Origin of the sequence: Streptomyces sp. NPDC057253 (genome assembly GCF_042669125.1) — a bacterium.
Lineage (GTDB): Bacteria > Actinomycetota > Actinomycetes > Streptomycetales > Streptomycetaceae > Streptomyces.
Map to the genome: position 1 here is coordinate 1 of NZ_JBHUXV010000048.1, position 22,518 is coordinate 22,518.

Genomic DNA, 22,518 nt, shown 5'->3' on the forward strand with positions numbered 1-22,518 from the left:
TCCCGGCGGAGAAAGCCCGCGACCAAGTACGGCGCAAGAAGAACGAACTCATCGACCAGGCCGACCAGTACGACACCCGCCCCACCGGCACGCCCGCCTCTCTCACCGACGCTACGGTAAGTGAGGATTGAGGGCTCGTGGAACTCCAAGAAGGCGCAGCGAGGTGTCAGACACGTCCATAACTGCCGGCCAACAGCGGTTGCGGAGCTTTGGCAGCGGCCCTACGGGCCCGCCGCTACCTCTTCGGGACTGTCAAACGAGTGGTGTAACTGGGTAGTTGAGATTACTGACGGGCCGCCGACAGGCGGCCGTCGAAGGTGATGTCGAAGGCGTTCAGGGCGGTCTTCCAGCGCATGGTCCATCGGGCTTGGCCCTTGCCCGTGGGATCGAGGGACATGATCGCCATGTAGACGCACTTCAGGGCGGCTTGCTCGTTGGGGAAGTGCCCGCGAGCTTTGACCGCCCGGCGGATCCGCGCGTTCACCGACTCGATCGCGTTCGTCGTGCAGACGATGCGGCGGATCTCGGTGTCGAACCGCAGGAACGGGGTGAATTCCTCCCAGGCGTTCTCCCACAGTTTCACGATCGCCGGATACTTCCTGCCCCACGAGTCGGTGAACTCCGCGAACCGGTCCAGGGCGGCCTCCTCGGTCGGAGCCGTGTAGACGGGCTTGAGGAGACGCGCGATCTTGTCCCAGTCCTGACGGGCGGCATAGCGGAAGGAGTTCCGCAGCAGATGCACGACACAGGTCTGCACGATCGTCCTGGGCCAGACCGTCTCCACCGCCTCGGGCAGGCCTTTCAACCCGTCGCAGACCAGCATGAGCACGTCGCTGACGCCGCGGTTCTTGATCTCGGTGAGGATGTGCAGCCAGTGCTTGGCGCCCTCGCCGCCATCGCCAGCCCACAACCCCAGGATCTCCCGCCGACCCTCGGTGGTGACGGCCAGGGCCACATAGATGGGCCGGTTGGCGACCGCGCCGTCGCGGATCTTCACGTGGATGGCGTCGATGAAGACCACCGGATAGACGGCGTCGAGAGGACGGCTCTGCCATTCGGCCATGCCCTCGAGGACCTGGTCGGTGATGGTCGAAATGGTCTGGCGGGAGACTTCGGCGCCATAGACCTCGGCCAGGTGGGCTTGCACCTCGCCAGTGGTCAAGCCCTTCGCGGCGAGCGAGATGACCATCTCGTCGACGCCGGTCAGGCGCTTCTGTCGCTTCTTGATGATCTTCGGTTCGAAGGAGCCTTCCCGGTCGCGCGGCACCGATATCTCGACCGGGCCGACGTCGGTCAGCACGGTCTTGGAGCGCTTGCCGTTGCGGGAGTTGCCGCCGTTCTTGCCGGCCGGGTCGTGCTTGTCATAGCCGAGATGGTCCGTGATCTCGCCTTCCAGGGCGGACTCCAGCAACCGCTTGGTCAACTGTTGCAGCAGACCGCCTTCACCAGTCAGCTGCAGCCCCTCCGCCTGGGCCCGGTGCACCAACTCGTCGATCAACTGGTCGTCCACAGCCTTCGCCGACACTGCACTTGCGGACTCGCCACCCTCGGCCTCGGACACGTTCTCACTGGTCATCGATGCATCTTCCATGATCGGGAGTTACACCGAACGTCTTACAGTCCCACCTCTTCTTGACGAACTCGACGAAGGCCGCCCAGTTTTTCGGCTCGACGGCCAGCAAGCCGCGGCTGCGGTCCTTTGTATCCCGGACCATCACTCTCGTCGTGGTGTTGTCGGCCACTTCTACGCAGTTCTCGGTCCCGGTGTATGAGCTTGTACGCCAGTTCGGGCCCACGCGCTGCATGGTGATCTCCTAATCGCTCGGTAGCTGATCGAAGTACTGGACGGCGTTGAGGATGAGGTCGCGGACGGCGGTGCCGTAGACCGATGACTGCTTCAACAGGGCGAAGGCCTTGGCATACAGGTCGATCTCTCGAGGCTGAGTGACGGAGAACTCGGCCGAGTAGGTCTCCACCAGGACGAGCTTGTCATCGAACATCGAGAAGCCGTGACCGAGCCAGATCTGTGTAGCGGCGGCGCGAGGCACGATGCCGAGGCTGATACGGGGCAATCCCATCAAGGCCAGTAGGCGGTCGAGTTGGGCTTTCATCACCTCGGGCCCGCCGACGTTGGAGTACAGGGCTTGCTCGCCCAGGAGGACGTTGTAGATCCGGTTGCCCTCGTAGAGGTACCGCTGACGTTCGAGGCGCTTGCCTACCGCCGACTCGGTGTCGTTGGGGAACTCGAGGAAGCGGACCGCCTGGTGGAAGATCTCGGCGGCGTAGTCCGCCGTCTGAAAGGTGCCCCAGACCAGGTTGGGGTGCCAGATCCGGAAGACCTTGGTCCTGGCGTACACAGGCAGAGACTTCTTCTGCCTGGTCGCGGCACCCGTCTGGACCTGCCGGCGCCACTCCAGCCACAGCTCGTCGATGTGGCGCACGGTGGCTACCAGGTCAGGGATGTGCTCCTCCTGCCGGGTCGCCATACACCAGGCCCGGATGTCCTGCTCACTGGCGTTCTGCTTACCGTGCTCCAGTCGGGACACCTTCGATTCCTGCCACCCGAGGGCGCGGGCCAGGGCCCGACCGCTGGTGAATCCGGCATCTTTCCGGAAACCACGCAGCCGGGCGCCCAGTGCCTCGCGCGCTTCTTGTGCTTGGTTGCTCACGGATGGTTCAGGACTTGTACTCGCGGTGCGGGGTGGCCAGGCTCCAGAGCAGGTCCCGGACGCGGACGCACTCGGCAACGACCTCGGAAGCCTCAATCAGCTCCGAGCCGAGCACGCGGCCGTCGGCGTCAAAGTGTCCGACGGCCAGGAGGCGGCCGTCGAACAGCCACCAGTCGTTGCCGCCCATGGGGATGACCAACTCGTCGGGAAGAAAGTGACGGGGCAGCCACCGGATGTCCTCGCCGGCCTCTTCGTTGTGCGTGGTCGCCCTGTGCTCCCACTGGATGTAGGACGAGTGGGGCTCGGTGACGACCCGTACGCGTCGGACGGTCTTGCCCTCGCTGGTGACCCGTTTGATGAGCTGCGTCCACGGCTCCATGTACGAGTAGTCGACAGGCTCGCCGCGCAGCCAACTCTGGTACGGGCCGTCCTCGTCCGGGACGGAGTAGTCGTCTTTCAGCTCCAGGTGGAAGGCGTCGGACGTGAAGGTCTCAAAGAGCTGGTTGCGCTTGGCGCTGGCGATCAGCTCCACGCGGTTCCTCCAGTAGGGTGGTGATCGCGGTCTTGGGGACCTCGACCACGGTCTCGTAGTCCGGAATCTCCATCTGGGACAGGGCCTCGGGGTCGGTCACCTCCGCGCCCTGGACGACGTAGGTGCCGCCGGGCGTGAGGATCATGATTGGGTCCTCGAGCCGCTTGAACTCGCCGGCCGTCAGTCCGTCCTCCTTCAGGAACTCGAACAATTCCGTCGGCACCTCTACAGCCGTCTGCCCTTCGGGGACGTCGAGCTGCATCAGCAGGTCGTTCGCGAAGATCTTCCAGCCCTGGACGAGGTAGGTGTCCTGGTCCGTGGCGTACAGAGTGGGGCAGTCGCCCACGGTGGAGTTCTTACCAAGGAACCGTAGCTTCATGGCGCTCTCCTTGTCTGCTGCCTTGCGCTTGTTTGCGCGACAGCCCGATGGTCGAGGGCCTGTTCAAGGCCGTCAATCGGCTTGCTGCAAACTCGCGCAATCTTCTTGGGAGTTGGACGACGGCCGCTCTACGGTCGTTCTCGAACCCAAGTCCGCGCAGGCAGCGTCGAGGGGAGAAGAGTGGTGGCGAGCGTGACCGAGGAACCCGAGGCCGGCGTCGACAGCTTGCCCATCGATGTGGAGCTGCTCTCGGACACCACAGATGACGTGCTGAAGATGGAGCTGAGCACGTCGACCCGAGAGGACATCGACTTCAAGACCACCAGGCTCCTCGGTCTCCTGAGCCTGCTCCTGGCCGAAGACCTCGGCGCTGATCACGATGACGAAGCCATGGACCTGTTCCGCCAGGCGTACAAGCTGTTGGAGCTGACCAACCGCCCCGGCAGACAGACGCCGAGTTTCGCGGCCTTCTTCTTCATGCGCGACGTAGCCAACCTCACCCGGCGCCTGATGTGGGTCTACGCCGAGAGAAACGGCGGGGTGCCACGATGACTGACAGAAGGCTGCCTGGCGTGGGTGACGAGGTCGAGTACCAGCCCGGATGCCGAGCGATCGTGACGGACGTCAACCACGGCGTGCCCATCCTCCGGGCCGCGGCTCGTTCCGAGTGGCCAGCCGACAACCCAGACCAGCTCGTTGTGACACGGACTCGCCAGGAGCGCATCCAGGCCGGGGCATGACCCCTCGCCAGTGGGTCCAGGGCACATGTCTGCTCTGCCGTCGCCCCGATCAGCTCGTGATCTTCATAGGCCCAGTCGCGGTAGGCGGCCTGTCAACCCCCGCCTTCGCGTGTGGCGACCGCTGCGCGTGGTGTCGCCACGTCGTTTGCTCCTACAACCAGCGGCGGGACGCGCGTCCTGCCGTGTAGCTCCCACTCCGGCTTGGTTCCCCTGTGCGAGCCGGGGTGGGGCTTGAGCCCCAGGAGGTATTGGATGCACCAGCTGATCGTCAGCCCGTTCTTGGACGGCTACCTGGTTGTCCGGCCCGGCAGTGCCACCTGTGTGCGCTTGCCGGCCGAGCGCTACGAGGACATACAGCACTGTGCCCAGACGGACGACCACGTACCTGACTGGCTGGCGACCACCGCCGCCGAAGCCTGGGGCCTTGACTTGGACGGTCAGAACGCCGGTTCGGCGCTTTTGGTACGCGCACCGACCGAGTTCGGATTTGCCCGGGCGAGTTGGGAGATCAACCTCTACTGCAACTTCGGCTGCAAGCACTGCTACCTCGGCGAGCGCCCTCTGGCTGGCCTCAGCTGGGAAGACAAGGTCAAGCTCATCGACACCTTCCGCGATGCCGGGGTGCTGTGGCTGCAGATGACGGGCGGTGAACCCACGGTCGACCCCGACTTCGAGGGCGCGTACCGGTACGCCTACCGCCAGGGCATGATGCTCACGGTCTCCACCAACGCCTCGCGTCTGTGGAGGCCCGAGCTGCTGCGACTGTTCCGTGACTGCCCGCCGTATCGCGTCGTCGTCAGCATGTACGGCGCCACGGAGGAGTCGTTCGACGAACTCACCCAGCGCAGGGGCGCCTGGAAGAACTTCCAGAAGGGCATGGTCGCGGCCCGCAACGCCGGTCTGCCCCTGCGGGCCTCCGTCGTGGTCACCGAGGACAACGCTCACGAGGTCGACGCCATGGTGGCCCTCGTCCAAAGCTGGGGTCTCGATCACCACGTCTACACCAACATGCAGCCGACCTTCTCCGGCACCGGCGAGCCCCTGCTCGTCCAGTCCACGGAGCACCTGCGTAAGCGACCGGTCTTCCAGGGCTGCAACGCCGGCGTCACCTTCTTCCACGCCGACCCCCACGCCAAGGTCTCGATCTGCAAGATCGGCCGCGATGACCAGATCGACCTCATGGCCGAAGGCCTCGAGGGACTTCGCCGACTCGGAGCCATCTCCGACCGGCTGATGCTTCGCACCGGTGGCTGCTCGGGCTGCTCGCTCTCCGGCTCCTGCCGGGTGTGCCGACCGCTCGCCAAGGTCTACCAGGAGGCGAAGGCACCGCTGAACACCTACTGCCAGCACGCAGACACCAAGGAGATGGTGCACGCATGAGTCCCGTACCCGTCGAGATCCTCACCAGCCGCCCGCCGGTCGTCCGCCCGACCGTGTCCGCCACGCTCGTCGCGACCACGGCGGTCGTCATCGAAACAAACGCCGATGCCCTGATGGAGGCCAGCGCCTGCTCCTGCGCGGCCGGCGACGACAACCCGAACTGACCCTTCCGGTCACCAGTGCTCAGGTCCTGACGCAATCGCGTCAGGACCTGAGCCTTCGAGTACGAGATGAGTACCCTAAGCACATGCGATTCCGCTGGGACTGGCTTCGTCCAGTGCTGCTGGCGCCCTACGTGCCAACCATCGGACCGGTCCATCCGTCCGTCTTGACCGAGGACCTGTTCACGGACACCCTGATCGCGGCCTCCACCGAGCGCTGGTTCCTGCGCTACGACAAGGACATCCGCTGGTCCGACAGCAAGGACGAGACCGTCCTTGTCCAGGACATCGCCCACCAACCCGGCGAGACGCTCATTCCCACGCTGTCCCGACGCGGCGCTGGCGTCGTCAAGGTCCACCTCTACGGCATTGAGCCCGGCAGCGCTCTCGCGGCGACCGAGCTGGCCCACAAGCTAGCCGCCGAACATGGGGCAGCGACGGCACGGATCGTGCGCTTCCTCGGTCCGGAGTCTCCGGACGGGCGCGGTACGCGCATCCAGCTCCAGGACTTCAAGACGGCCGTCTGCCCGGCTCCTGATGGCCCTGTCCGTCTCTTCCATGAGTGGCCGGCCGGCGTACGAGACACCTTCGCCGGCTTCGCCGAACGGATGGCCGCCCACGGCTTCGCCTTCCTCCACCAGCAGATGCAGGCCGCAACGGTCGGCCCCGTCCTGACAGCCGTCGTGAAGGGCCGGGTGGCCGGCGCCATCGGCCCTATGGAGGTCAGACCCGACGCGATCGGCGTCCCTCAGCTGATGCCGCAGTACTTCGGCATCCTTTCCGAGCACCGCGGCAAGGGACTGGGACGCCTGATGTGGCGCGCCGCGATGCACTGGGGACAAAACCACGGAGCCGCGTACCAGCTTCTCCAGACCGAGGTCGCAGGCGCCTCAGATCATCTATGCCGCTCCGAGGGGCTGACGTCGCTCGGCTTCACGTACTGGCAGGCCGCCTGATCTGCGTCCAAGCCCTACGAGTTGGTGCGTGATAGAGGGTGAGGCGTCGTGCCTGATCGATGGCATGATCCGGAGATGGCGATCATGGTCAATCGGGCAGTGCTGGCACATCGGCTGTTCACGGGGATCTCCCGGAGCCATCTCACACACCTGGTCCAGGAGTGGGCAGTGCCGTGGCAGACCAGGATCGACGGCCGTCGCCACGCTGCACGAGGCGGGGGTCAGGAAGCGCGCCGAAGGTGCCGGGGCCCGTCACCAACTGATGGGCTCCCTCGCTCGCGCACTCGAAGCCTTCCTTACTCAGCACGGCCTCGCCCTTCCCACCGATCAGGCGCAACGGCTCGCCGCCGGACGCCGACGATGCCGCATCGACGCCATCCCGCTCCCGTTGCGAACGCCGGTGCAGGCGTTCGCCGAGTCCATGCCGCGAGCACGCGAGTGCGCCAGGAAGGCCGGCACTCTGCCTCGCACCGACAGCACCATCGAAACAGCTCTGGCCATCGTCCGTGACCTCGCCCGCTTCCTGACCGGCACGCGCAACAAGCAGGACTGGGCCCTGACCGACGTCCACGATGTCGAAGCCTTCCGTGCGGCCATGACCAAGGCCCGTCAACGTGGACTGATCGTGCTGCGGCAGTACTTCCGCTTCGCCCGCTCCCACAAGATCGTGCTCATCGACCCCACGCTGGGAGTCAAGGCCAAGGGCCCGTCGGGGTTCAGTGGCACCACCGTCGCCGTCGACCAGCAGCGACAACTGTTCCGCCGCTGGACCACCACCGACGCGCACCCTCATGAGGCGCTACTCGGAATCCTGGTCCTCCTCCACGCGGCCTCCAGCAGCGAGGTCCGGCTCCTGCGCCTGGACGACCTCGATCCCACCAACGGCACCATCCGCCTGGGCAAACGGCCGCATCCGGTGCCCATGCGCCCCGTCAGCTGGTCGACGCTGCAACGCTGGCTGGCCCACCGCGCGAACTGGGGCACCGACAACCCCTACGTGATCGTCACCCGGATCACCAAGACCTCTCAGCCACCTCCTGGACCCTTGCAGCATCCCACCCCGAACCCTGCGGAGCACCCGACTTGCCGACCTGGTGAACACCCTCGATCCCACAGCGCTCGGCATGGACCCCGAAGGCGTCATGATCTACCTCGCCGATCACGTCGACGCCGGTCGGCTCGCGCAGCGCAAGGAGAACGCACCGGGGTCAGGCACTGCGTGACCGGCACAATGTCCCGGTGACCCTCTTTACCTGCGCGAACTGCGAGCACCCTCTCACCTGCGATCTGCAGGAATCACAGGCCGCCCCGGCCAGCGATCACCAGTCCGGCCATCGCATCGCCGACCCGCGGGTGCCGCAGGGCACCTATGCGATCCACTACGACGCCACGCTGTTCATCCTGCATCCTGACGACGTGCCAGGCACCGCTCTGCATCCCGACTCAGGACGTCGTGGCGGCTGCTGCGGACTTCACGGCCAGGACGGTCCCAACCTCGTCTGCGCAGATTGCGGCGCCGAGGTTGCCACCAAGGAATCGGACTGCTGGACCGACAACTTGGTGGCGCTGATAACCGCCGCAGTCGTCAGCAGCACGGAGTCTCCATCTGGAACCTGTTGACTTTCGGCGCCACCTCGCACACGTTGGCCAGAACATGTGCGCTTTGGCGAAAGCCTCGTTCCCCGGAGCCGTTTGCCGAGGCATTCACCATCGCCCGTGACGCCGGGCTGATATCCGCCCCGCACGCAGGGGAACTCGCCGGTCCAGCCAGCGTACGCTCCGCACTCGACGCGCTCGGCGCGCAACGCATTGCCCACGGGATACGGGCAGTCGATGACCCCTCGCTCCTGGCCCGCCTGGCTGCACAAGGCGTGGTCCTCGACGTCTGCCCCACATCCAACGTCGCCCTCGGCGTCGTGGAATCCCTCTCTGCCCATCCCCTCCCGAAGCTGCTACATGCCGGCGTCCGCTGCACCCTCAACGCCGACGACCCTCTCTTGTTCGGCCCCGGCTTGCTGGAAGAGTACGCGACAGCCCGCACGACTCTCGCCCTCACGGACCACCAACTCGCCGCGATAGCCCGCACCTCCATCGAGTCCTCTGGCGCCCCCCGCACCCTCGCGGAGAAAGCGATCACACTCATCGGCGACTCCTACAACACCTCGACGCTGCGCATCGCGGCGGTTTCGCCCAGCGCACTCGAATCGCTGCGCGAGCGTTCAGGACTTCCACTCAAACCGGCGTGAGGCCGACACAGCCGGCACGGTGACCCCATGTAAGTGAGAGGCTGCTGCACGGCAGGCCACCAACAGCCGAACTGGACGGCACCCGCTCGCCGAAGTGGAAAGCCGCATGGGTTGATTGGGTGTGGCAGAGGGCGGACTGTGGATCGTCCCGCCTGCTGGGGGCTGGGGGGAACCACGTATCCGGCTACGTAATCCTGTGGTGAGGGTCCCGGGTTCAGGGGGGTGTCAGCGGGGCCGGAAATGATGGATGTCATGACTGATGAGCGATACTCCCGGCTTGCTGCCCAACATCTTCCCGGCGATCTCGTTCAGCGGTGGACGGCTCTCCTGCGCCTGTGCGCACGCCTGCGCCAGGCCGAAGCCGACGAGCAGATCGTGGCTGTCCTCGGTGGGGCCCCGGCGCTTCCGGCTGGGGTCGCCTGGCCCGAGTGGCCCGGGTATGGCCCTTTGTCCTTCGTCGCTTCAGTGCGGTGTGCCGCACTGCCCCGAGACGAACTTGCCACGGAGTTCCCCCAGGACGGAACCCTGCTCTTCTTCTACTTCGAAGGCCAGGTGGACGAACACGCCTTCGTGTCCGTCGACGACCCCGAAACCTGGGCAGGTGCCCAGGTGCTGTACATCCCGGAGAACACCCCCGTCCTGCCGACAGACACTCCCCCTGCCCTGGAGGCATTCCCACGCGTGGAACTCAGTGCGGACCCCGGCCAAAGCGCCCCGGACTTGTGGCTGCCCCAGGCCCGGCGCGCACTGCTCGGCGACACCCGGCACTGGCCCCACCCCCGCGACACCCCGGCCGAGCTCAAACCGTTCGTCCGCGCCTTCGGGCAGCTGCGTACCCGTATCGGCCACCAGATCGGCGGCCACGGCGTGCCCGTCCAGGGCCCGGTGGAGTACGAGATCGCGAACGCGACGCTCGGCGGCATGCACACACTGGGCGACCGACCGCTGGACCAGGAAGCCGAACGCTGGGTTCTGCTTGCCCAGTTCGGCAGCGACAGCGACGCGAAGATGACCTGGGGCGAGGAGGGCGCCCTCTATTGGCTCATCCGCTCCGAAGACCTCGCCGCCCACCGATTCGACGAGGCACGGCTCATCGTGCAGGGATAGTAACCGTAAATCGTGATCATGTTGGGGCCGCCACCTGCTCAGTTTCAGTGGTCTGCTTCGGAGCGGCCCTGGGGGCTGTGCCGCTGCTGGTCAGGGCGGCCGGAGTCTGTTGGGAGGGGTCCAGGGTGCCGGGGTCGGTTTCGAGGGCGGCGGCAACGCCGACTGATGTGATGCGGGCACGGGCAGAGACGGCGATGAGCCTTCCAGCTCCGTTGGTGGCACTGTGGAGTATGAGGGACGGCCTTCTCACAGAGTCCGGTGTCGCGGTGTACTCGGCGGGTGACATCGGTGAACGCAACGCCACTTACGAAGTCGTGCGATACGCGCCAGGTTTCCTCCTCGTCGGCGATGACGGTGGTGGCCGAGGATTCCTCCTGCGTGCCGATGACCCGGACTCCGCCGTCTTCTCCTCCGGTCTGGGCGATCTGGAGCCTGCGGACTTCGACGTCGTGTCCGCGGATTTCGCGTCCTGGATCGAATCGCTGCGTCCTGCCCCGTCCTGCTGACAAAGGGCGGGGCGGCACCCAGTCGGGGTGGCTCGCCAGGTGTGGCCGCTCGACGCCTACGACGACCCGGCGGCCACATGTGAACGGTGAATGATCGCTCCGTCGGGCATCGAAGTGCGCGAACTGCTGAGAGGTCAGACGGAGCGTGAGCGACGCTCTCAAGGCGCGGGCGGCACGGGAACTGATGAGGCTCTGCTGCGTCCAATTGTTCAATACCGGCGTCATCGATGACGTACTCCTCATCTGGATCGCGAAGACCGCGAGTATGGACGCCGCGTGCTCGATCGATGTCCAGCTGCTGTGCGGACAGGGACTCGCCGAGACAAAGGCATACCTCTCGCTCCTTCGTACACCGGAAGCGAAGGCGGCCCAACAGCGGCTGCTTGAGTCCGAAGAGGCGGGCGATTTCGAGGGCTTCCGCGTCGAGGAGTACTCGGCCCAGTACGCCGACTACCACGAGCGAGACAGCTGGTCGCGATCCGATCTTCCCCGCCTCGGGTGCCTTGTGTGTTGCCGATATCGAAGCCACCCTCTCGCAGAATGTCCGCGCCCGCAGCCTGCGCAACACCGGCTACCGCGGCTTGGCGAAAGCCCACGTCCCGCCCGTGGCCACCGCGCTGGCCTGCACCGTCGCCCGCATCGCCGACTCGATGAACACAAGGCGTTGTGGGCCTAGTTCGCCCCGCTGTTGCCGGTCCGGCGACAGCGGGGTGTTCAACTCGTGTGTCCGCGGACGGGCGCCCTGAGCCCGGTCAGGTCCCATACCCGCACTGTCTTGTCGTGGCCGCAGGTGACGGCGACGGGCCGGCCGACCACGACGGCCGTCTCCAGCGACCAGATGCCGTGTTCGAAGCCGGTCAAGGCGGATCGGAGTCGGAACGTCAAATCAGCACGCGCCCTTGAGTGCCCGCCCCGTGTTCGAGGTGCCCAACCGACGCTGCCGATTGCCGGGCCCCGGCGTCACGAAAGTGAGGCGAGGAGCCCGGTCCCTCCCGCCAGCATTCCAGGCTGCCCGAGGGCGCGGAAGTCGGCCTCGACCGCTGCCAGGTCGAGGGCGCCGGCGCGCACGGCGCGGTATCGGACGACCGACCACAGGAAAACGTCGAGGTTGTCGAACTGCGTCTCGGCCTCTATGACCTCCTCCTCGTGGAACCACACCCCGACCCGGCCGTTGGCCAGCACGACGTAGTAGTTGCCTCCTCCGTCGGCGCCGAGGGACCACACATCGTCATCGGAAAGCTCCGTCTCATAGTCGGAGTCGAGGATCTGGCACTCGTTGGCCGCGAAGTCGAAGCCGTACGACCAGTCGTATATATCAAGAAACCCTGCTGGCATGGTTCCCGATCGGACCCTGCGGTCGAAGCCCGCCAACGCCGTCGCGGCGTCACGCGGAAGCCTGGCGAGGAACGGTTCGACCGGACGGGTCGACGCCGCGATGTCGACCCGCGGCTCGTCGGGGAACCAGCGCGCCAGGTCGGCGTCCAGATCCCGATTCACGTACCCGACCAATTGATCAACGGTGAGAGGCATGCGGTGAGGCTAGCCCAGAGAGAAATGAGCACGGCGTCCAGATCACGAGTCAGGTATGCGATTGCGTGGTTCACCGACGTCTTCCCGGGATGCGTACGCGTGAGGTCACGGCCGTCTTCGATCAACTGCGTAATCCAACACGCAAAATCGCAGCGGGAGGGTGCCGCGGGCGTTTTTGCCGATGGGGCGGTCTACTGTGCCGATCACGTCTGACGACCGGCGATCGACGGACCAAGCTGAACCCGCCGTGGTGGATGAGTTGTCGACTGAGTAAAGCCCTCAACTCCTCGACTCCACCGCCATCTTCCAGTAGGCCACGGGGCACTCCGGCCAGCCCAGTGACCGTGCGGGGGCTGGCCCCCGCTCCTGTCGGGGCACCAACAAACAGCAGCTGTGTCGTAGGGCACCGCTGAACCGCGTGAGTAGACCCAAAGGGCTCCGGGCGAACGTCCTGGGCACTTTCGAAGGCATCGTCATGGCCGTGGCGGGCAGTGCCCCCGCGTACTCGCTCGCGGTGACCACTGCGGTGCTCGTCGGCACGGTCGGCTTCGCCGCCCCTGCCGCGCTGCTCTACTGCGCGATACCGATGTTCGGCATCGCTTGGGCGTTCGCCTACCTGGGGCGGCTGGACATCAACGCCGGCGCCAGCTACTCCTGGGTGGCCCGCGCCCTCCACCCCTCCCTGGGGTTCCTCAGTGGCTGGGTGCTGATGGTCTCGGCCACGATCTTCATGGTCGTGGGGGGTCGCTGCCGGCGGGCAGCATGACGTTGTCCCTTTCGCCCCGGATATGGCCGAGAAGACCGCACTGGCGACCGCGGTCGGCGCGGCCTGGTTCCTGGTGATGCTCGTCGTCGTGCTCATGGGGGCGCGACTGACGGTCCACGCCCAGATGATCATGTCCGGCATCGAACTGCTCATTCTGCTCGGCTTCCCGCCCACAGCGTCTTCCGCCCACCGGTCGACCCTCGGGACAGGGTGACCGTGGCCCTGCTGCTCACCCGGGAAACACCCGAGGACCGCCGCTCAGTCGCCCGGTATTCCGAGGCGATCGCGCTGGCCCACCGCAGCCGGCCCCCTTTCTGCACCGACGCCGTACGCGGCGATCTCTCCCGCCGGATGCTCCTGGAGGTGTGGGGATGGCCCGCCGATCGGTTGGATGCCGAGGCCTCGGCGCGCGGGTTGGTCTCCGCGGCACACGCCATCGAGACAGCGAAGCGACTGGTCCCCGGCTACCTCGAAGAGAGGAACAGCCACACGGAGGAGGAGTTCAGCAGTGCGCCATTTCGACATGCTTGCGCTACGGGGCACGGTGCGAGCCTGCTTCCCGGAAGAAACCTGGCAGGCCGTGACTCCCTTCCTCACCGCGTTCGGGATCACCAGGGTCGCGAGACTGACCAGCCTGGATTGCATCGGGCTTCCGGTGTGGACCGCGATCCGGCCCGCATCCCGGACACTGAGCGGATCGCAGGGCAAGGCGCCACCGACCTCCTCGCGGCGCTCTCGGCGGTGATGGAGACGATCGAGCTGTGGCACGTGGAACAGCCGCTGCCCATCACCACACGTGGCCCGGCCCGGGCCGTCGCACCGAACTGCCCAGTCTCCGCACGGCCCTTGACCATCCGGTACGACGAGGACGTCCTGGCTCGGATGGTCTGGGAGTGGACAAGATCCAGCCGATGAGTTGTCCGAGGCTGTAGATGTCGCTGGCGGCGATGCTGTCGTGGCCGTCGATTGATCAGGTGGTCCGCCAAGACTGATGATCGTCGAGGAGTCCCGTTGTTTGGCTGCCGCTTCGGGCCGGTGATCGGTTGATCAGCCCCCGCGGATCCATATCGTCTGTCCGCCGTGCGAGGTGCGGAGCGGCGCCTGCGGCGGCTCCCCTGTCAGTGTCGTATCGGGGTTGCCGATCAGGACGAACGGGGCCCAGTCCACAGGTAGTTCGAAACCATGGGGTTCCCGGGAGATCTCCTGCTGGGCGTAGGTGAGTGAGGCGCCTACTGTGAAGCCACGGGCTAGAGCATCATAGAAGCAGTCGAAGAAGACGGCGCTCGAATCGTCTGACGTCTCCCACAGTGCGGCGAGAGCCATGCTCAAGACCTGTGGATCGAGCTCGGGGAGCACGCGAAGGGCGTACCTTCCCGAGTGATCGACTGATGGTCATCGAGTAGGCCGGTGTTCGCAGCACCGGTCGGGAAGGCACGCTCGTGCTCAGCGTAGTCAACGACGACGGCTCCACGCCGAAAGGCTCCTCGATCGACGAGATCGTCCGAGAGGGCGCCCGGCGGATGCTCGCGGCGGCCCTGGAGGCCGAAGTCAACGCGTACATAGCCGAGCTGGCCGACCAGCGCGACGACACCGGCCGGCGGCTCGTGGTGCGCAACGGCTACCACCAGCCCAGGAGGGTCACCACCGCGGCCGCGACGGTCGAGGTGAAGGCCCCGCGGGTGAACGACAAGCGTGTGGATGAGGAGACAGGCGAGCGCAAGCGATTCAGCTCGGCAATCCTGCCGCCGTGGTGCCGCAAGTCCCCGAAGATCAGCGAGGTGCTGCCATTGCTCTACCTGCACGGCCTCTCCTCGGGGGACTTCGTCCCGGCCTTGGAGCAGTTCCTCGGCAGCGCTGCCGGGCTCTCGCCGGCCACGGTCACCCGGCTCACCCAGCAGTGGCAGGCCGACCACACCGCCTTCATGGACCGTGACCTGTCCCAGGTCGACTATGTGTACGTGTGGGCCGACGGCATCCACCTCAACATCCGCTTGGAGGAGGCCAAAGCCTGCGTCCTGGTCCTTATAGGGGTCCGAGCCGACGGTTCCAAGGAACTGGTCGCCCTCGCCGACGGCTACCGCGAATCGGCAGAATCGTGGGCCGACTTGATGCGCGACTGCGCCCGCCGGGGCATGCGCGCCCCCGTCCTGGCGGTCGGTGACGGCGCTCTTGGCTTCTGGAAGGCCCTGGCCGAGGTGTTCCCCGCTACCCGCGAGCAGCGGTGCTGGGTTCATAAAACGGCCAACGTCCTCGACTCCATGCCGAAGTCCGCGCAGCCCGGAGCGAAGAAAGCGATCCAGGACATTTACAACGCCGAGGACCGCGACCACGCCGCGGCGGCGGTCAAGACGTTCGAGAAGCTCTACGGCGCGAAGTTCCCCAAGGCCGTCAAGAAGATCACCGACGACCAGGAGCAGCTGCTGGCGTTTTACAACTACCCCGCCGAGCACTGGATCCACCTGCGCACCACGAACCCCATCGAGTCCACGTTCTCCACCGTCCGCCTGCGGACCAAGGTCACCCGCGGGGCCGGCTCCCGCACCGCCGCCCTGGCGATGGTCTTCAAGCTGGTGGAGTCCGCCCAGCAGCGGTGGCGGGCCGTGAACGCGCCTCACCTGGTTGCTCTTGTCCGGGCAGGTGCCCGCTTCGAGCGCGGCCAGCTCGTCGAGCGTCCCACCGCCGTGGCAGCATGACCGGCTCCAGCCACGCCCCCAGGGAGGCATCCGCCATGTCCGACCTCGACAGCCAGGTTCCCTACTGGGACGCCGCCGCGGCCACGAAGACGTTCACCCACCCGCTCCATCTGTCCTGGCTCGACGGGATCAGCAGGCACGCCGCGATCCTCGACTACGGATGCGGCTACGGCCGCGTCATGGAGGAGCTCGAACAGCACGGCTTCGACAACCTCACGGGCGCCGACATCTCGCCAGGAATGATCAAACGGGCACGCTACCTGCATCCCACCATGCGCTTTGCAGCCCTGGATGCACCGCCGCTCTCGCCTTACCCGGACGCCGGCTTCGACGCGGTCCTGCTCTTTGCCGTGCTGACCTGCGTCCCCGGCGATGAAGCCCAGCGCCGGTTGATCGCCGAGCTGAACCGCATCCTCAAGCCCGGCGGAATCCTCTACATCAGCGATCTACTGTTGCAAGACGACGAAAGCAACCGCAGCCGCTACAGCCGCTATGCCCACCACTACGGCGCCTACGGCGTGTTCGAAACCGGCGACGGCGCCGTCTGCCGCCATCACTCCCGCGAGTGGCTCTCCACCCTGCTGACCGGGTTCGAAACCGTCGACACCCGGACCATCACGGTGGCCACCATGAACGGGCATGAATCAGCAGGGATCCAGATACTCGCCCGCAAGCCCACCGTGACGTGAGCGCAGCTGAGATCCACAGGTATTGACAATGACTCCCAGCGGAAAGAAGATCGGCTACGAGATCCAGATCTCGCCGATCGCGAGTGGCTCTGTGGACAGCAGGACCCGCACCGCGGTGAACGACGGCCTTACACCACTGTGGCTCGTGACAAACGAGAACTCGCTCGCCATTGATCGGGCCCCTTGGGCCAGGCTGAACATCCAGCGATGGCAGGACGTGGGCAGTCGGGACGCCTTGCGCGTACGAGGAGGCGTGAAGGCGTTGCGCATGGTCCGCTGTGACTGGAGCACTCAGCGCGAATGCCCCAGGACGGGTACTCGGTGTGGCGGCTGGCACGCCACGTGGGAACCGACGCAGGCGCACTACGACGACATGGTGCGCATGACCGCCACGGGCGAGCTTGTGACGCTGTTCATGCGAGCGCGCACAGGGCGGCGGCGTGGATGGCACATGTGGGTGAAGCCGTCGGACAAGGCGGAGTTCCTGCAGGGCCGTCCGGAATCGGATCCCTATCTGCCAGCGTCGGCTGCCGACTCGGCCACCGCTCTCCTGCCCGCCGAGCCGCTCCCGCCCGACCTGCAGTGCCACTACGGCGAGGACAGCGGGATACGTGCGGAACTCGCGCGGCCCCGCGACAGTGGCGATCCCATCGATGCCTCCGACTGGCTGTCGAAGGAGCCGCCACCGGAGTACAGGTCCACGTGGAACGTGGACGGCTGGGAGATTCCGGGCGACGTAGTTGCGGCGAGGCTAGCGTTGGACTCCGCCCTACAGCACCTTGCGACACTCGCCGACACCCTCCCGGCAGGAGCGGACATCGCGGCGGGACGATTCGACATCACGCACGTACGACGAGAGCAGTGGCTCGCAGCCCAGGAAGAGTGCAGGCGACTGGCCTCCGCCCTGACGGCCCACCCATGGCTGCCCTCGACCCACGACCCGTTCAGTGCCCGCAGAGCTGTCTTCGCCGCCGCGCGCAAGGCTCAAGCCGTGGAACCCGCCCACGCGACGTATCAGCCCTAAAGAGCTGACGTCCTGAAAGACCGCCAGCCTCGAATGCAGACGCCCTCGCCGGAACAAGCCACGGGGGTGTCTCACCTCTCATAACTGGCCCTAACAAAGCCTCTGGACGTGCCGGTGGGTGATCGGGCAGACAGCGAGGCCGAGGAAGGCCTCGTGGATGTCGTCGCGTCGTTCCCAGCGGATGCGCAGGCGGCGGAAGCCGTGTAGCCAGGAGATCGTTTGCTCGCCAACCCACCGGAACGTGCCCAGGCCGGTGCCGTGCGGCTGGCCGCGTTCGGCGATCGCGGGCCGGATGCCACGCTGCCGCAAGAGCCGGCGGTACTTGTCGTGGTCGTAGCCGCGGTCGGCGAAGAGCATGTCGGGCCGTCTGCGGGGTCGGCCGACGACGCCGGCCACGGGCGGGATCTTGTCCAGCAGGGGCAGCAGTGGGGTGATGTCGTTGCGGTTGCCGCCGGTCAGCGACACCGCGAGCGGGATGCCCTGGCCGTCGGTGATGATGTGGTGCTTGCTGCCCGGTCGTGCACGGTCGACCGGGCTGGGTCCGCTTTTGGGCCCCGGCGGGCGGCCCGGACGTGGGAAGAGTCGATCACCGCCCGCGACCAGTCCAGCTGGTTCTTCGACCGCAGCTTGTTCAGCAGCAGCTGGTGCAGTTGGTCCCACACGCCGGCCTCGTTCCAGGCCGCAAGACGCCGCCAACAGGTCATGCCCGAGCCGAAGCCGCGGTCAGTTGGGGGAAGTTGGCGCGCATGTTGTCGACCAGGATCTCGCGCATTTCGGTGCTGATCAGGGTGCGTGCATCGGTTGTGGTGACGTGCCTGGGTCGTGATTCCTCTGGACCAGGCAACTTCTGGCACGCCTTCCTGCTACACACCAGGCGTCGCCGAGTTCTGCGAGCAGCGGTTCGGCCGCTTCCTGCACCACCAACCCGGGTTCCTCGACAAGGAGGAGCACGGCGGCGGCAGGGCCCTGTCCGCGCTGACCGTCGACTCGATCACCCTCGCCGGGTACGAGATCGACATGGAGTTCTGGCCCGAGCTGGACCTCGCCGACTGCTCGCAGTGCCACGCGAACTGTTCGGACAGCCCGAACCACCCGTAGCGGGTTCCCCTGTCGGTCCTCGGTCTGTGCCACGCTGTGGCCAGGCCGGGGGCCAACCCCGTTCCCGCTCGACCAACGCAGGAGACCGCGGGTGGACCGCATCGAATGGCACGACCTACCACCATCGACCCGGGCTGCCGTCGAGCGGTACACCGGCCCGGTCGAGACGGCCGAGACCGCGCCGCACGGCGTCATGTCTCGGCTCGCCTGCACCATCCAGACACCAGCGGGGCGGGCATTCGTCAAGGGCACTCGGCACGATGTCCCACAAGCGTGGGTCTATCGCCACGAGGCGCGAGTCACCCGATGCGCACCCCTGGCGGCCAGCGTGCTGTGGGGGGTCGACGCCGGCGGATGGATGCTCTACGGATACGAGTACATCGCCGGCCGACACCCAAACCTGGCCCCAGGGTCCGACGATCTCGCCCTTCTCCTGCACACGCTTACCGTTACGTCCGAGGCGCCATGGCCCGAGGCACTCAACAAGAAGCCGCTTCACACACGGTGGACCGAGTTCCTGCCCCAGGACATACCGCCCGGGCTCCAAGGCCGAGCGCTCTCCCACACGGACATGTCCCCGCACAACATGCTGGTGACGCACAGCGGCAAGCTGCTGCTACTGGACTGGGCCCTTTCCTGCCCCGCCCCCACATGGGCCGACACGGCGCTAACGGTGCCCCGTCTGATCTCCGCCGGCCACACGCCGGAACAGGCCGAGACGATCGCACTCAAGGTGCCCGCATACCGTGCGGCCGACCCTGCCACCGTCACAACGTTCGCGCGCACCGTCCACGCCGCATGGCAGGACTGGGAACGAACGCGCCCCATGCCTCATAGAGCTGCTCTCACCGCCGCCGCCCAGGCATGGGCCACGGACCGCGAGAAAGGCCAGCAGACGGGCCCGCACGCCCTTTCTCCTTGATCGGCCGCACCGCCCCTGGTCCCCCGCAGGCACGACGCGGTCCTCTGAGTACATGACGCCCCCGCTTCCTTCGAAAAAGCTACCGGGGGCCCGTCTCCTGCCTCGGTACAGACTCAGAACATGCTGCGCGAAGCCCACGAGGCTCCCCCAAGAGGAGTCCGCAGTGAGCCAGTCCCCGGCCCGCGCGGCCGCGTTCTCCGCCGGCTCCTGGGGCACCGCCGCCGCGAAGATCCTCGCCGACGCCGGCACCACCGTCACCGTGCACGCCCGCCGCAGCGACATCGCCGACGCGATCAACACGACGCGCCGCAACCCCGGCTACTTCCCGGACATCGACCTGCCCGCCAGACTCACGGCCACCACCGACCCGGCGACCGCGCTGGACCGCGCCGACTACCTCGTGCTGTCCATCCCCGCCCAGTCCCTGCGCACCAGCCTCGCCGACTGGACACCACACATCGGACCCGGCACTGTGATCGTCTCGCTCATGAAGGGCATCGAGCGGGACACCGGGAAGCGGGCGAGCGAGGTCATCGCCGAGGTGACCGGTCTGAGCGCGGAGCGGATCGCCGTACTGTCCGGGCCCAACCTGGCCCGCGAGATCATGGCCGAGCAGCCCGCCGCCGCGACCGTGGCCTGCCCCGACGAAGCCACCGCGCGCCGCTTCCAGATCGCCTGCCACACCTCGTACTTCCGCCCCTACACCAGTACCGACGTGATCGGCTGCGAACTCGGCGGCGCGGTCAAGAACGTCATCGCCCTGGCCACCGGCATCGCCCACGGCATGCGCCTCGGCCACAACGCCGAAGCCATCCTCATCACCCGCGGTCTCGCAGAGACGACCCGGCTCGCCACCGCCCTCGGCGCACACCCGGAGACCCTCGCTGGCCTGTCCGGCAGCGGCGACCTGATCGCCACCTGCACCTCTCCCCTGTACCGCAACCGCACCTTCGGCACCCACCTCGGCCAGGGCATGAGCGTCGACGAAGCAACCGCCGCAACCCGGCAGACCACCGAAGGCGTCAAGTCAGCCGAAACGATCCTCGACCTGGCCCGCACGCACGGTGTCGAGATGCCGATCACCGAGGCCATCACGGCACTCCTGCACGGCAAGATCAGCCTCGACGAAGCCACGGCCGCACTCATGCAGCGGCCTGCCAAGCCCGAACGCTGACCCATCCGCCCACCGGCCAAGGCTTCCCCCATCACCCTCCCCTTCCCGGAGGCTCCGTCACGTCCGCATCGATACTGTCCCCTGCCGAACTCGCCGTCACCGGCGCCCTGGTGGTGTGGATGATCACCGGATTCACCCGCCTGCCCGGCCGCTGGCTACGCTGGAAAATGTTCTGTCAGGCCACATTCACCATCGTCACACTCACCGGCACCAAAGACAGCCGCACCGAGCCGGTCAACGTCTACCGACACCTGTCACCAGGCAGTTTCCTCCTCGGCCCGCCCCAGCTCCAGGCGGTCATCACCTACCTGACCAGCAGCGGCCACTACAACCGGATCGACGGCACCGGCCGCGTCCTGTCCGCAGCAGGCAAAAGGCTGACAAGGCGGCTGGGCCGGCTCATCCCCGGATCACTCAGCCTCCACCTCGCGGAGCAGCGGTTCGGTCCTGGCCGAGCCCGCCTCCTCGCGGCTTCGTACCGGCCAGCGCTCATCATCCGGACGGCTGCCGCCATCGCCCTCACAGCCGGGCTGCTACCGCTGCTGTCTCTGGCAGCAGTCCTGGCCAGAGCCGCCATGGAACTGCTCTACCTCCGGAGCCCCAATGCAGTCCGGTACACCCTGCTGATCGGCAGCTGTCTCCTGGTCGCAGGCGATCTCGGTCGCGGACTGGCCATCGAGCACACCCTGAGCACCGCCAACACCTGGGCCCAATGCCTCCTCGTGCTGATCACCACGGACATCTACTGGAACAGCGCCTGGCAGAAGCTTCGTTCACCGCAGTTCCGTACCGGGCTGTACCTGGCCCAGTGGGTACACGTCCTCACCCAGGTCAGCGAACAACTCCCGCACCGACGCCAGTTCGCCGTCCCCGGCCCCATCCGCCGTCATCTCGGCAACCTCAGCAAGCGCGACGTACGGCTGTGGCAGATGATCTCAACCGCTGTCATCGCAGCAGAGATGGCCTTGCCGCCGGCACTGCTCGTCCCCGCCACAACCCCATGGGCGATCGCTCTTGGCATCGGGATACACAGCATTCACCTGCCTCAAGCCCCGCCAACTCATCACCTTCTCCGGCCTCACAGCCGGCACCTACACCGCCTTCGCTCTCCAAGATCGTGTCCTAGGTAGTGGGGCGTCGCTGTTCCGGGCATGGGGCGGGGGCCAACGTCAGCGACGTCACCCAGAACCTGGCCCTGGTCGACGGCATCTCGCCCGCCACGGGCGCCCCGACTGGCCCGGCCGCAGGCCCGAAGCTCTGCTCGGTGACAAGGGCTACGACTCCAACGCCTACCGCGACGAGTTGCGTCGCCGGCGGATCCTGCCCGTCATCTCCCGCAAGGGATCGCAGAACATCCAGGGCATGGGCAAACTCCGCTATGTCGTCGAGCAGACGTTCGCCCTGCTTCACCGCTTCAAACGCCTCGCCGTGCGACGGCGCCAACTTCACGACGCCTTCGCCGCCCTCGCCTTCAGCCCTCACCGGCTGGCGAGGGCTTCGGCAGCCCAAGAACGACTGTCCGGAGTCAGGGGCGGCCAGGACATCACCAGGCTGCTTCAGCATGTTGACACTCACGCGGAGGACCACCGCACCCTCGGGCGGGAGTCGACTTCGACAGCCTGCTGCGATCCGCCATCGATTTCCGCGACCAGTGGGTGGCGTTCTTCGGGAGCTCCTCCAAGATCGTGACCACCACCGCCTCAACCTGATCGACACCGATGGTGGGCGGCCGGACAAACCGAGGCTCGTCAACAAAGCCGTCCAGGCGGTCGGCGATAGACCGCCGCCGCCATTTGCGGACCGCGTCGGCGGTCACCCACAGCTCCCGGGCGACCGCGACAATGGGTGGCACCTCCGTCCCCGCTCACGCCACTACAATCCGCCGCGCACGCAGAGCCAGGGCACTGGGCCGACGTCGCCCGACGCGTTCACCGCTCCAACAGGGC

At 66.7% G+C, this 22,518-nt stretch carries 27 protein-coding genes and 3 pseudogenes; 20 read left to right on the forward strand and 10 right to left on the reverse strand.

Translation table 11 applies throughout. The features are described from left to right. Positions 1 to 283: 283 nt before the first annotated feature. Genes ACFULQ_RS25120 through ACFULQ_RS25140 form a run of 5 tightly spaced genes read right to left on the reverse strand, consistent with a single transcriptional unit; the run spans position 284 to position 3,580 of the window. A complete protein-coding gene (locus ACFULQ_RS25120; RefSeq protein ID WP_383547365.1) occupies positions 284 to 1,576 on the reverse strand; it encodes an IS256 family transposase in 1,293 nt (430 codons plus the stop codon). Beyond that, positions 1,566 to 1,805 (reverse strand): DUF397 domain-containing protein, encoded by a 240-nt coding sequence (locus ACFULQ_RS25125; protein WP_383547366.1) that lies wholly within the window; start codon positions 1,803 to 1,805, stop codon positions 1,566 to 1,568. Before ACFULQ_RS25125 ends, ACFULQ_RS25120 begins: the two co-directional genes overlap by 11 nt. 9 nt (positions 1,806 to 1,814) lie before the next feature. After that, on the reverse strand, positions 1,815 to 2,669 hold the full coding sequence (locus ACFULQ_RS25130; protein ID WP_383547367.1) for a helix-turn-helix domain-containing protein: 855 nt from the start codon (positions 2,667 to 2,669) through the stop codon (positions 1,815 to 1,817). Between the two features lie 7 nt (positions 2,670 to 2,676). After that, entirely contained in the window at positions 2,677 to 3,201 is a 525-nt protein-coding gene (locus ACFULQ_RS25135; protein WP_383547369.1) for a DUF6879 family protein, read from the reverse strand. Further along, positions 3,161 to 3,580 carry a hypothetical protein gene (locus ACFULQ_RS25140; protein WP_383547370.1) on the reverse strand — a complete coding sequence of 140 codons (420 nt, stop codon included), beginning with the start codon at positions 3,578 to 3,580 and terminating at the stop codon, positions 3,161 to 3,163. Before ACFULQ_RS25140 ends, ACFULQ_RS25135 begins: the two co-directional genes overlap by 41 nt. 192 nt (positions 3,581 to 3,772) lie before the next feature. Between ACFULQ_RS25140 and ACFULQ_RS25145 the strand changes: the two genes are divergently transcribed. The 10 genes from ACFULQ_RS25145 (at position 3,773) to ACFULQ_RS25190 (ending at position 11,352) form a co-directional block, all read left to right on the forward strand. Next, positions 3,773 to 4,132, forward strand: coding sequence for a hypothetical protein (locus ACFULQ_RS25145; protein ID WP_383547372.1), 360 nt, complete (start codon positions 3,773 to 3,775; stop codon positions 4,130 to 4,132). A gap of 440 nt (positions 4,133 to 4,572) precedes the next feature. After that, the gene (locus ACFULQ_RS25150; protein WP_383547374.1) at positions 4,573 to 5,700 is read left to right on the forward strand and encodes a radical SAM protein; all 1,128 of its coding nucleotides are present in this window, start codon (positions 4,573 to 4,575) and stop codon (positions 5,698 to 5,700) included. After that, positions 5,697 to 5,864 carry a hypothetical protein gene (locus tag ACFULQ_RS25155; RefSeq protein WP_383547376.1) on the forward strand — a complete coding sequence of 56 codons (168 nt, stop codon included), beginning with the start codon at positions 5,697 to 5,699 and terminating at the stop codon, positions 5,862 to 5,864. Before ACFULQ_RS25150 ends, ACFULQ_RS25155 begins: the two co-directional genes overlap by 4 nt. 83 nt (positions 5,865 to 5,947) lie before the next feature. Beyond that, positions 5,948 to 6,817, forward strand: coding sequence for a GNAT family N-acetyltransferase (locus tag ACFULQ_RS25160; protein WP_383547377.1), 870 nt, complete (start codon positions 5,948 to 5,950; stop codon positions 6,815 to 6,817). 262 nt (positions 6,818 to 7,079) lie between these two features. After that, positions 7,080 to 8,060, forward strand: coding sequence for a hypothetical protein (locus ACFULQ_RS25165; protein WP_383547379.1), 981 nt, complete (start codon positions 7,080 to 7,082; stop codon positions 8,058 to 8,060). Further along, positions 8,057 to 8,437, forward strand: coding sequence for a hypothetical protein (locus tag ACFULQ_RS25170; RefSeq protein ID WP_383547380.1), 381 nt, complete (start codon positions 8,057 to 8,059; stop codon positions 8,435 to 8,437). The genes ACFULQ_RS25165 and ACFULQ_RS25170 overlap by 4 nt, the downstream gene beginning before the upstream one ends. Then, positions 8,434 to 9,063 (forward strand): hypothetical protein, encoded by a 630-nt coding sequence (locus ACFULQ_RS25175; RefSeq protein WP_383547382.1) that lies wholly within the window; start codon positions 8,434 to 8,436, stop codon positions 9,061 to 9,063. Before ACFULQ_RS25170 ends, ACFULQ_RS25175 begins: the two co-directional genes overlap by 4 nt. 252 nt (positions 9,064 to 9,315) lie before the next feature. Then, entirely contained in the window at positions 9,316 to 10,170 is an 855-nt protein-coding gene (locus ACFULQ_RS25180) for a YwqG family protein (RefSeq protein WP_383547383.1), read from the forward strand. 266 nt (positions 10,171 to 10,436) lie between these two features. Continuing rightward, on the forward strand, positions 10,437 to 10,676 hold the full coding sequence (locus ACFULQ_RS25185) for a hypothetical protein (protein ID WP_383547384.1): 240 nt from the start codon (positions 10,437 to 10,439) through the stop codon (positions 10,674 to 10,676). A 145-nt stretch (positions 10,677 to 10,821) separates the two neighbouring features. Further along, positions 10,822 to 11,352 (forward strand): hypothetical protein, encoded by a 531-nt coding sequence (locus ACFULQ_RS25190; RefSeq protein WP_383547386.1) that lies wholly within the window; start codon positions 10,822 to 10,824, stop codon positions 11,350 to 11,352. 38 nt (positions 11,353 to 11,390) lie between these two features. Here the strand turns inward: ACFULQ_RS25190 and ACFULQ_RS25195 are convergent, their stop codons facing one another. After that, a complete protein-coding gene (locus ACFULQ_RS25195; protein ID WP_383547387.1) occupies positions 11,391 to 11,537 on the reverse strand; it encodes a hypothetical protein in 147 nt (48 codons plus the stop codon). A gap of 99 nt (positions 11,538 to 11,636) precedes the next feature. Then, positions 11,637 to 12,206, reverse strand: a complete 570-nt coding sequence (locus tag ACFULQ_RS25200) for a hypothetical protein (RefSeq protein ID WP_383547389.1) — start codon at positions 12,204 to 12,206, stop codon at positions 11,637 to 11,639. A 475-nt stretch (positions 12,207 to 12,681) separates the two neighbouring features. Here ACFULQ_RS25200 and ACFULQ_RS25205 point away from each other — a divergent pair. Together ACFULQ_RS25205 and ACFULQ_RS25210 are read left to right on the forward strand one after the other, a co-directional pair. Beyond that, positions 12,682 to 13,138: pseudogene (locus ACFULQ_RS25205) on the forward strand (amino acid permease); the annotation flags it as partial. A gap of 44 nt (positions 13,139 to 13,182) precedes the next feature. Then, complete coding sequence (locus ACFULQ_RS25210; RefSeq protein ID WP_383547391.1) at positions 13,183 to 13,887, forward strand: hypothetical protein; 705 nt, start codon at positions 13,183 to 13,185, stop codon at positions 13,885 to 13,887. Between the two features lie 132 nt (positions 13,888 to 14,019). Here the strand turns inward: ACFULQ_RS25210 and ACFULQ_RS25215 are convergent, their stop codons facing one another. Beyond that, positions 14,020 to 14,328, reverse strand: a complete 309-nt coding sequence (locus ACFULQ_RS25215) for a CHAT domain-containing protein (RefSeq protein ID WP_383547393.1) — start codon at positions 14,326 to 14,328, stop codon at positions 14,020 to 14,022. Between the two features lie 83 nt (positions 14,329 to 14,411). Between ACFULQ_RS25215 and ACFULQ_RS25220 the strand changes: the two genes are divergently transcribed. The 3 genes from ACFULQ_RS25220 to ACFULQ_RS25230 are packed head-to-tail and all read left to right on the forward strand — an operon-like array spanning position 14,412 to position 17,378. Next, complete coding sequence (locus ACFULQ_RS25220) at positions 14,412 to 15,665, forward strand: IS256 family transposase (RefSeq protein WP_383547394.1); 1,254 nt, start codon at positions 14,412 to 14,414, stop codon at positions 15,663 to 15,665. Between the two features lie 35 nt (positions 15,666 to 15,700). Next, positions 15,701 to 16,354, forward strand: a complete 654-nt coding sequence (locus ACFULQ_RS25225; RefSeq protein WP_383547395.1) for a class I SAM-dependent methyltransferase — start codon at positions 15,701 to 15,703, stop codon at positions 16,352 to 16,354. Positions 16,355 to 16,382: 28 nt separating this feature from the next. After that, on the forward strand, positions 16,383 to 17,378 hold the full coding sequence (locus ACFULQ_RS25230; protein WP_383547397.1) for a hypothetical protein: 996 nt from the start codon (positions 16,383 to 16,385) through the stop codon (positions 17,376 to 17,378). A gap of 90 nt (positions 17,379 to 17,468) precedes the next feature. Here ACFULQ_RS25230 and ACFULQ_RS25235 read toward each other — a convergent pair. Next, positions 17,469 to 18,109: pseudogene (locus ACFULQ_RS25235) on the reverse strand (IS5 family transposase); the annotation flags it as partial. A gap of 91 nt (positions 18,110 to 18,200) precedes the next feature. Here ACFULQ_RS25235 and ACFULQ_RS25240 point away from each other — a divergent pair. The 5 genes from ACFULQ_RS25240 (at position 18,201) to ACFULQ_RS25260 (ending at position 22,261) form a co-directional block, all read left to right on the forward strand. Further along, a complete protein-coding gene (locus ACFULQ_RS25240; RefSeq protein ID WP_383547398.1) occupies positions 18,201 to 18,476 on the forward strand; it encodes a hypothetical protein in 276 nt (91 codons plus the stop codon). A gap of 91 nt (positions 18,477 to 18,567) precedes the next feature. Beyond that, a complete protein-coding gene (locus ACFULQ_RS25245) occupies positions 18,568 to 19,398 on the forward strand; it encodes a phosphotransferase (protein ID WP_383547400.1) in 831 nt (276 codons plus the stop codon). Between the two features lie 163 nt (positions 19,399 to 19,561). Then, on the forward strand, positions 19,562 to 20,572 hold the full coding sequence (locus ACFULQ_RS25250; protein WP_383547402.1) for an NAD(P)H-dependent glycerol-3-phosphate dehydrogenase: 1,011 nt from the start codon (positions 19,562 to 19,564) through the stop codon (positions 20,570 to 20,572). A gap of 119 nt (positions 20,573 to 20,691) precedes the next feature. Further along, positions 20,692 to 21,702, forward strand: coding sequence for a hypothetical protein (locus ACFULQ_RS25255; RefSeq protein WP_383547404.1), 1,011 nt, complete (start codon positions 20,692 to 20,694; stop codon positions 21,700 to 21,702). After that, a complete protein-coding gene (locus ACFULQ_RS25260) occupies positions 21,587 to 22,261 on the forward strand; it encodes a transposase (protein WP_383547406.1) in 675 nt (224 codons plus the stop codon). The genes ACFULQ_RS25255 and ACFULQ_RS25260 overlap by 116 nt, the downstream gene beginning before the upstream one ends. On the opposite strand, the pseudogene ACFULQ_RS25265 reads toward ACFULQ_RS25260, so the two are convergent. Next, a pseudogene (locus ACFULQ_RS25265) lies at positions 22,188 to 22,424 on the reverse strand (helix-turn-helix domain-containing protein); the annotation flags it as partial. The gene ACFULQ_RS25260 and the pseudogene ACFULQ_RS25265 overlap by 74 nt on opposite strands. Between the last annotated feature and the right edge of the window lie 94 nt (positions 22,425 to 22,518).

Bases quoted from the DNA above. Each gene is read 5' to 3' on its own strand.
- ACFULQ_RS25150 (WP_383547374.1), top strand. From the start codon at position 4,573: ATGCACCAGCTGATCGTCAGCCCGTTCTTGGACGGCTACCTGGTTGTC.
- ACFULQ_RS25140 (WP_383547370.1), bottom strand. From the start codon at position 3,580: ATGAAGCTACGGTTCCTTGGTAAGAACTCCACCGTGGGCGACTGCCCC.
- ACFULQ_RS25230 (WP_383547397.1), top strand. From the start codon at position 16,383: ATGACTCCCAGCGGAAAGAAGATCGGCTACGAGATCCAGATCTCGCCG.
- ACFULQ_RS25255 (WP_383547404.1), top strand. From the start codon at position 20,692: ATGATCACCGGATTCACCCGCCTGCCCGGCCGCTGGCTACGCTGGAAA.
- ACFULQ_RS25125 (WP_383547366.1), bottom strand. From the start codon at position 1,805: ATGCAGCGCGTGGGCCCGAACTGGCGTACAAGCTCATACACCGGGACC.
- ACFULQ_RS25165 (WP_383547379.1), top strand. From the start codon at position 7,080: ATGGGCTCCCTCGCTCGCGCACTCGAAGCCTTCCTTACTCAGCACGGC.
- ACFULQ_RS25160 (WP_383547377.1), top strand. From the start codon at position 5,948: ATGCGATTCCGCTGGGACTGGCTTCGTCCAGTGCTGCTGGCGCCCTAC.
- ACFULQ_RS25155 (WP_383547376.1), top strand. From the start codon at position 5,697: ATGAGTCCCGTACCCGTCGAGATCCTCACCAGCCGCCCGCCGGTCGTC.
- ACFULQ_RS25120 (WP_383547365.1), bottom strand. From the start codon at position 1,576: ATGACCAGTGAGAACGTGTCCGAGGCCGAGGGTGGCGAGTCCGCAAGT.
- ACFULQ_RS25200 (WP_383547389.1), bottom strand. From the start codon at position 12,206: ATGCCTCTCACCGTTGATCAATTGGTCGGGTACGTGAATCGGGATCTG.
- ACFULQ_RS25180 (WP_383547383.1), top strand. From the start codon at position 9,316: ATGACTGATGAGCGATACTCCCGGCTTGCTGCCCAACATCTTCCCGGC.
- ACFULQ_RS25225 (WP_383547395.1), top strand. From the start codon at position 15,701: ATGTCCGACCTCGACAGCCAGGTTCCCTACTGGGACGCCGCCGCGGCC.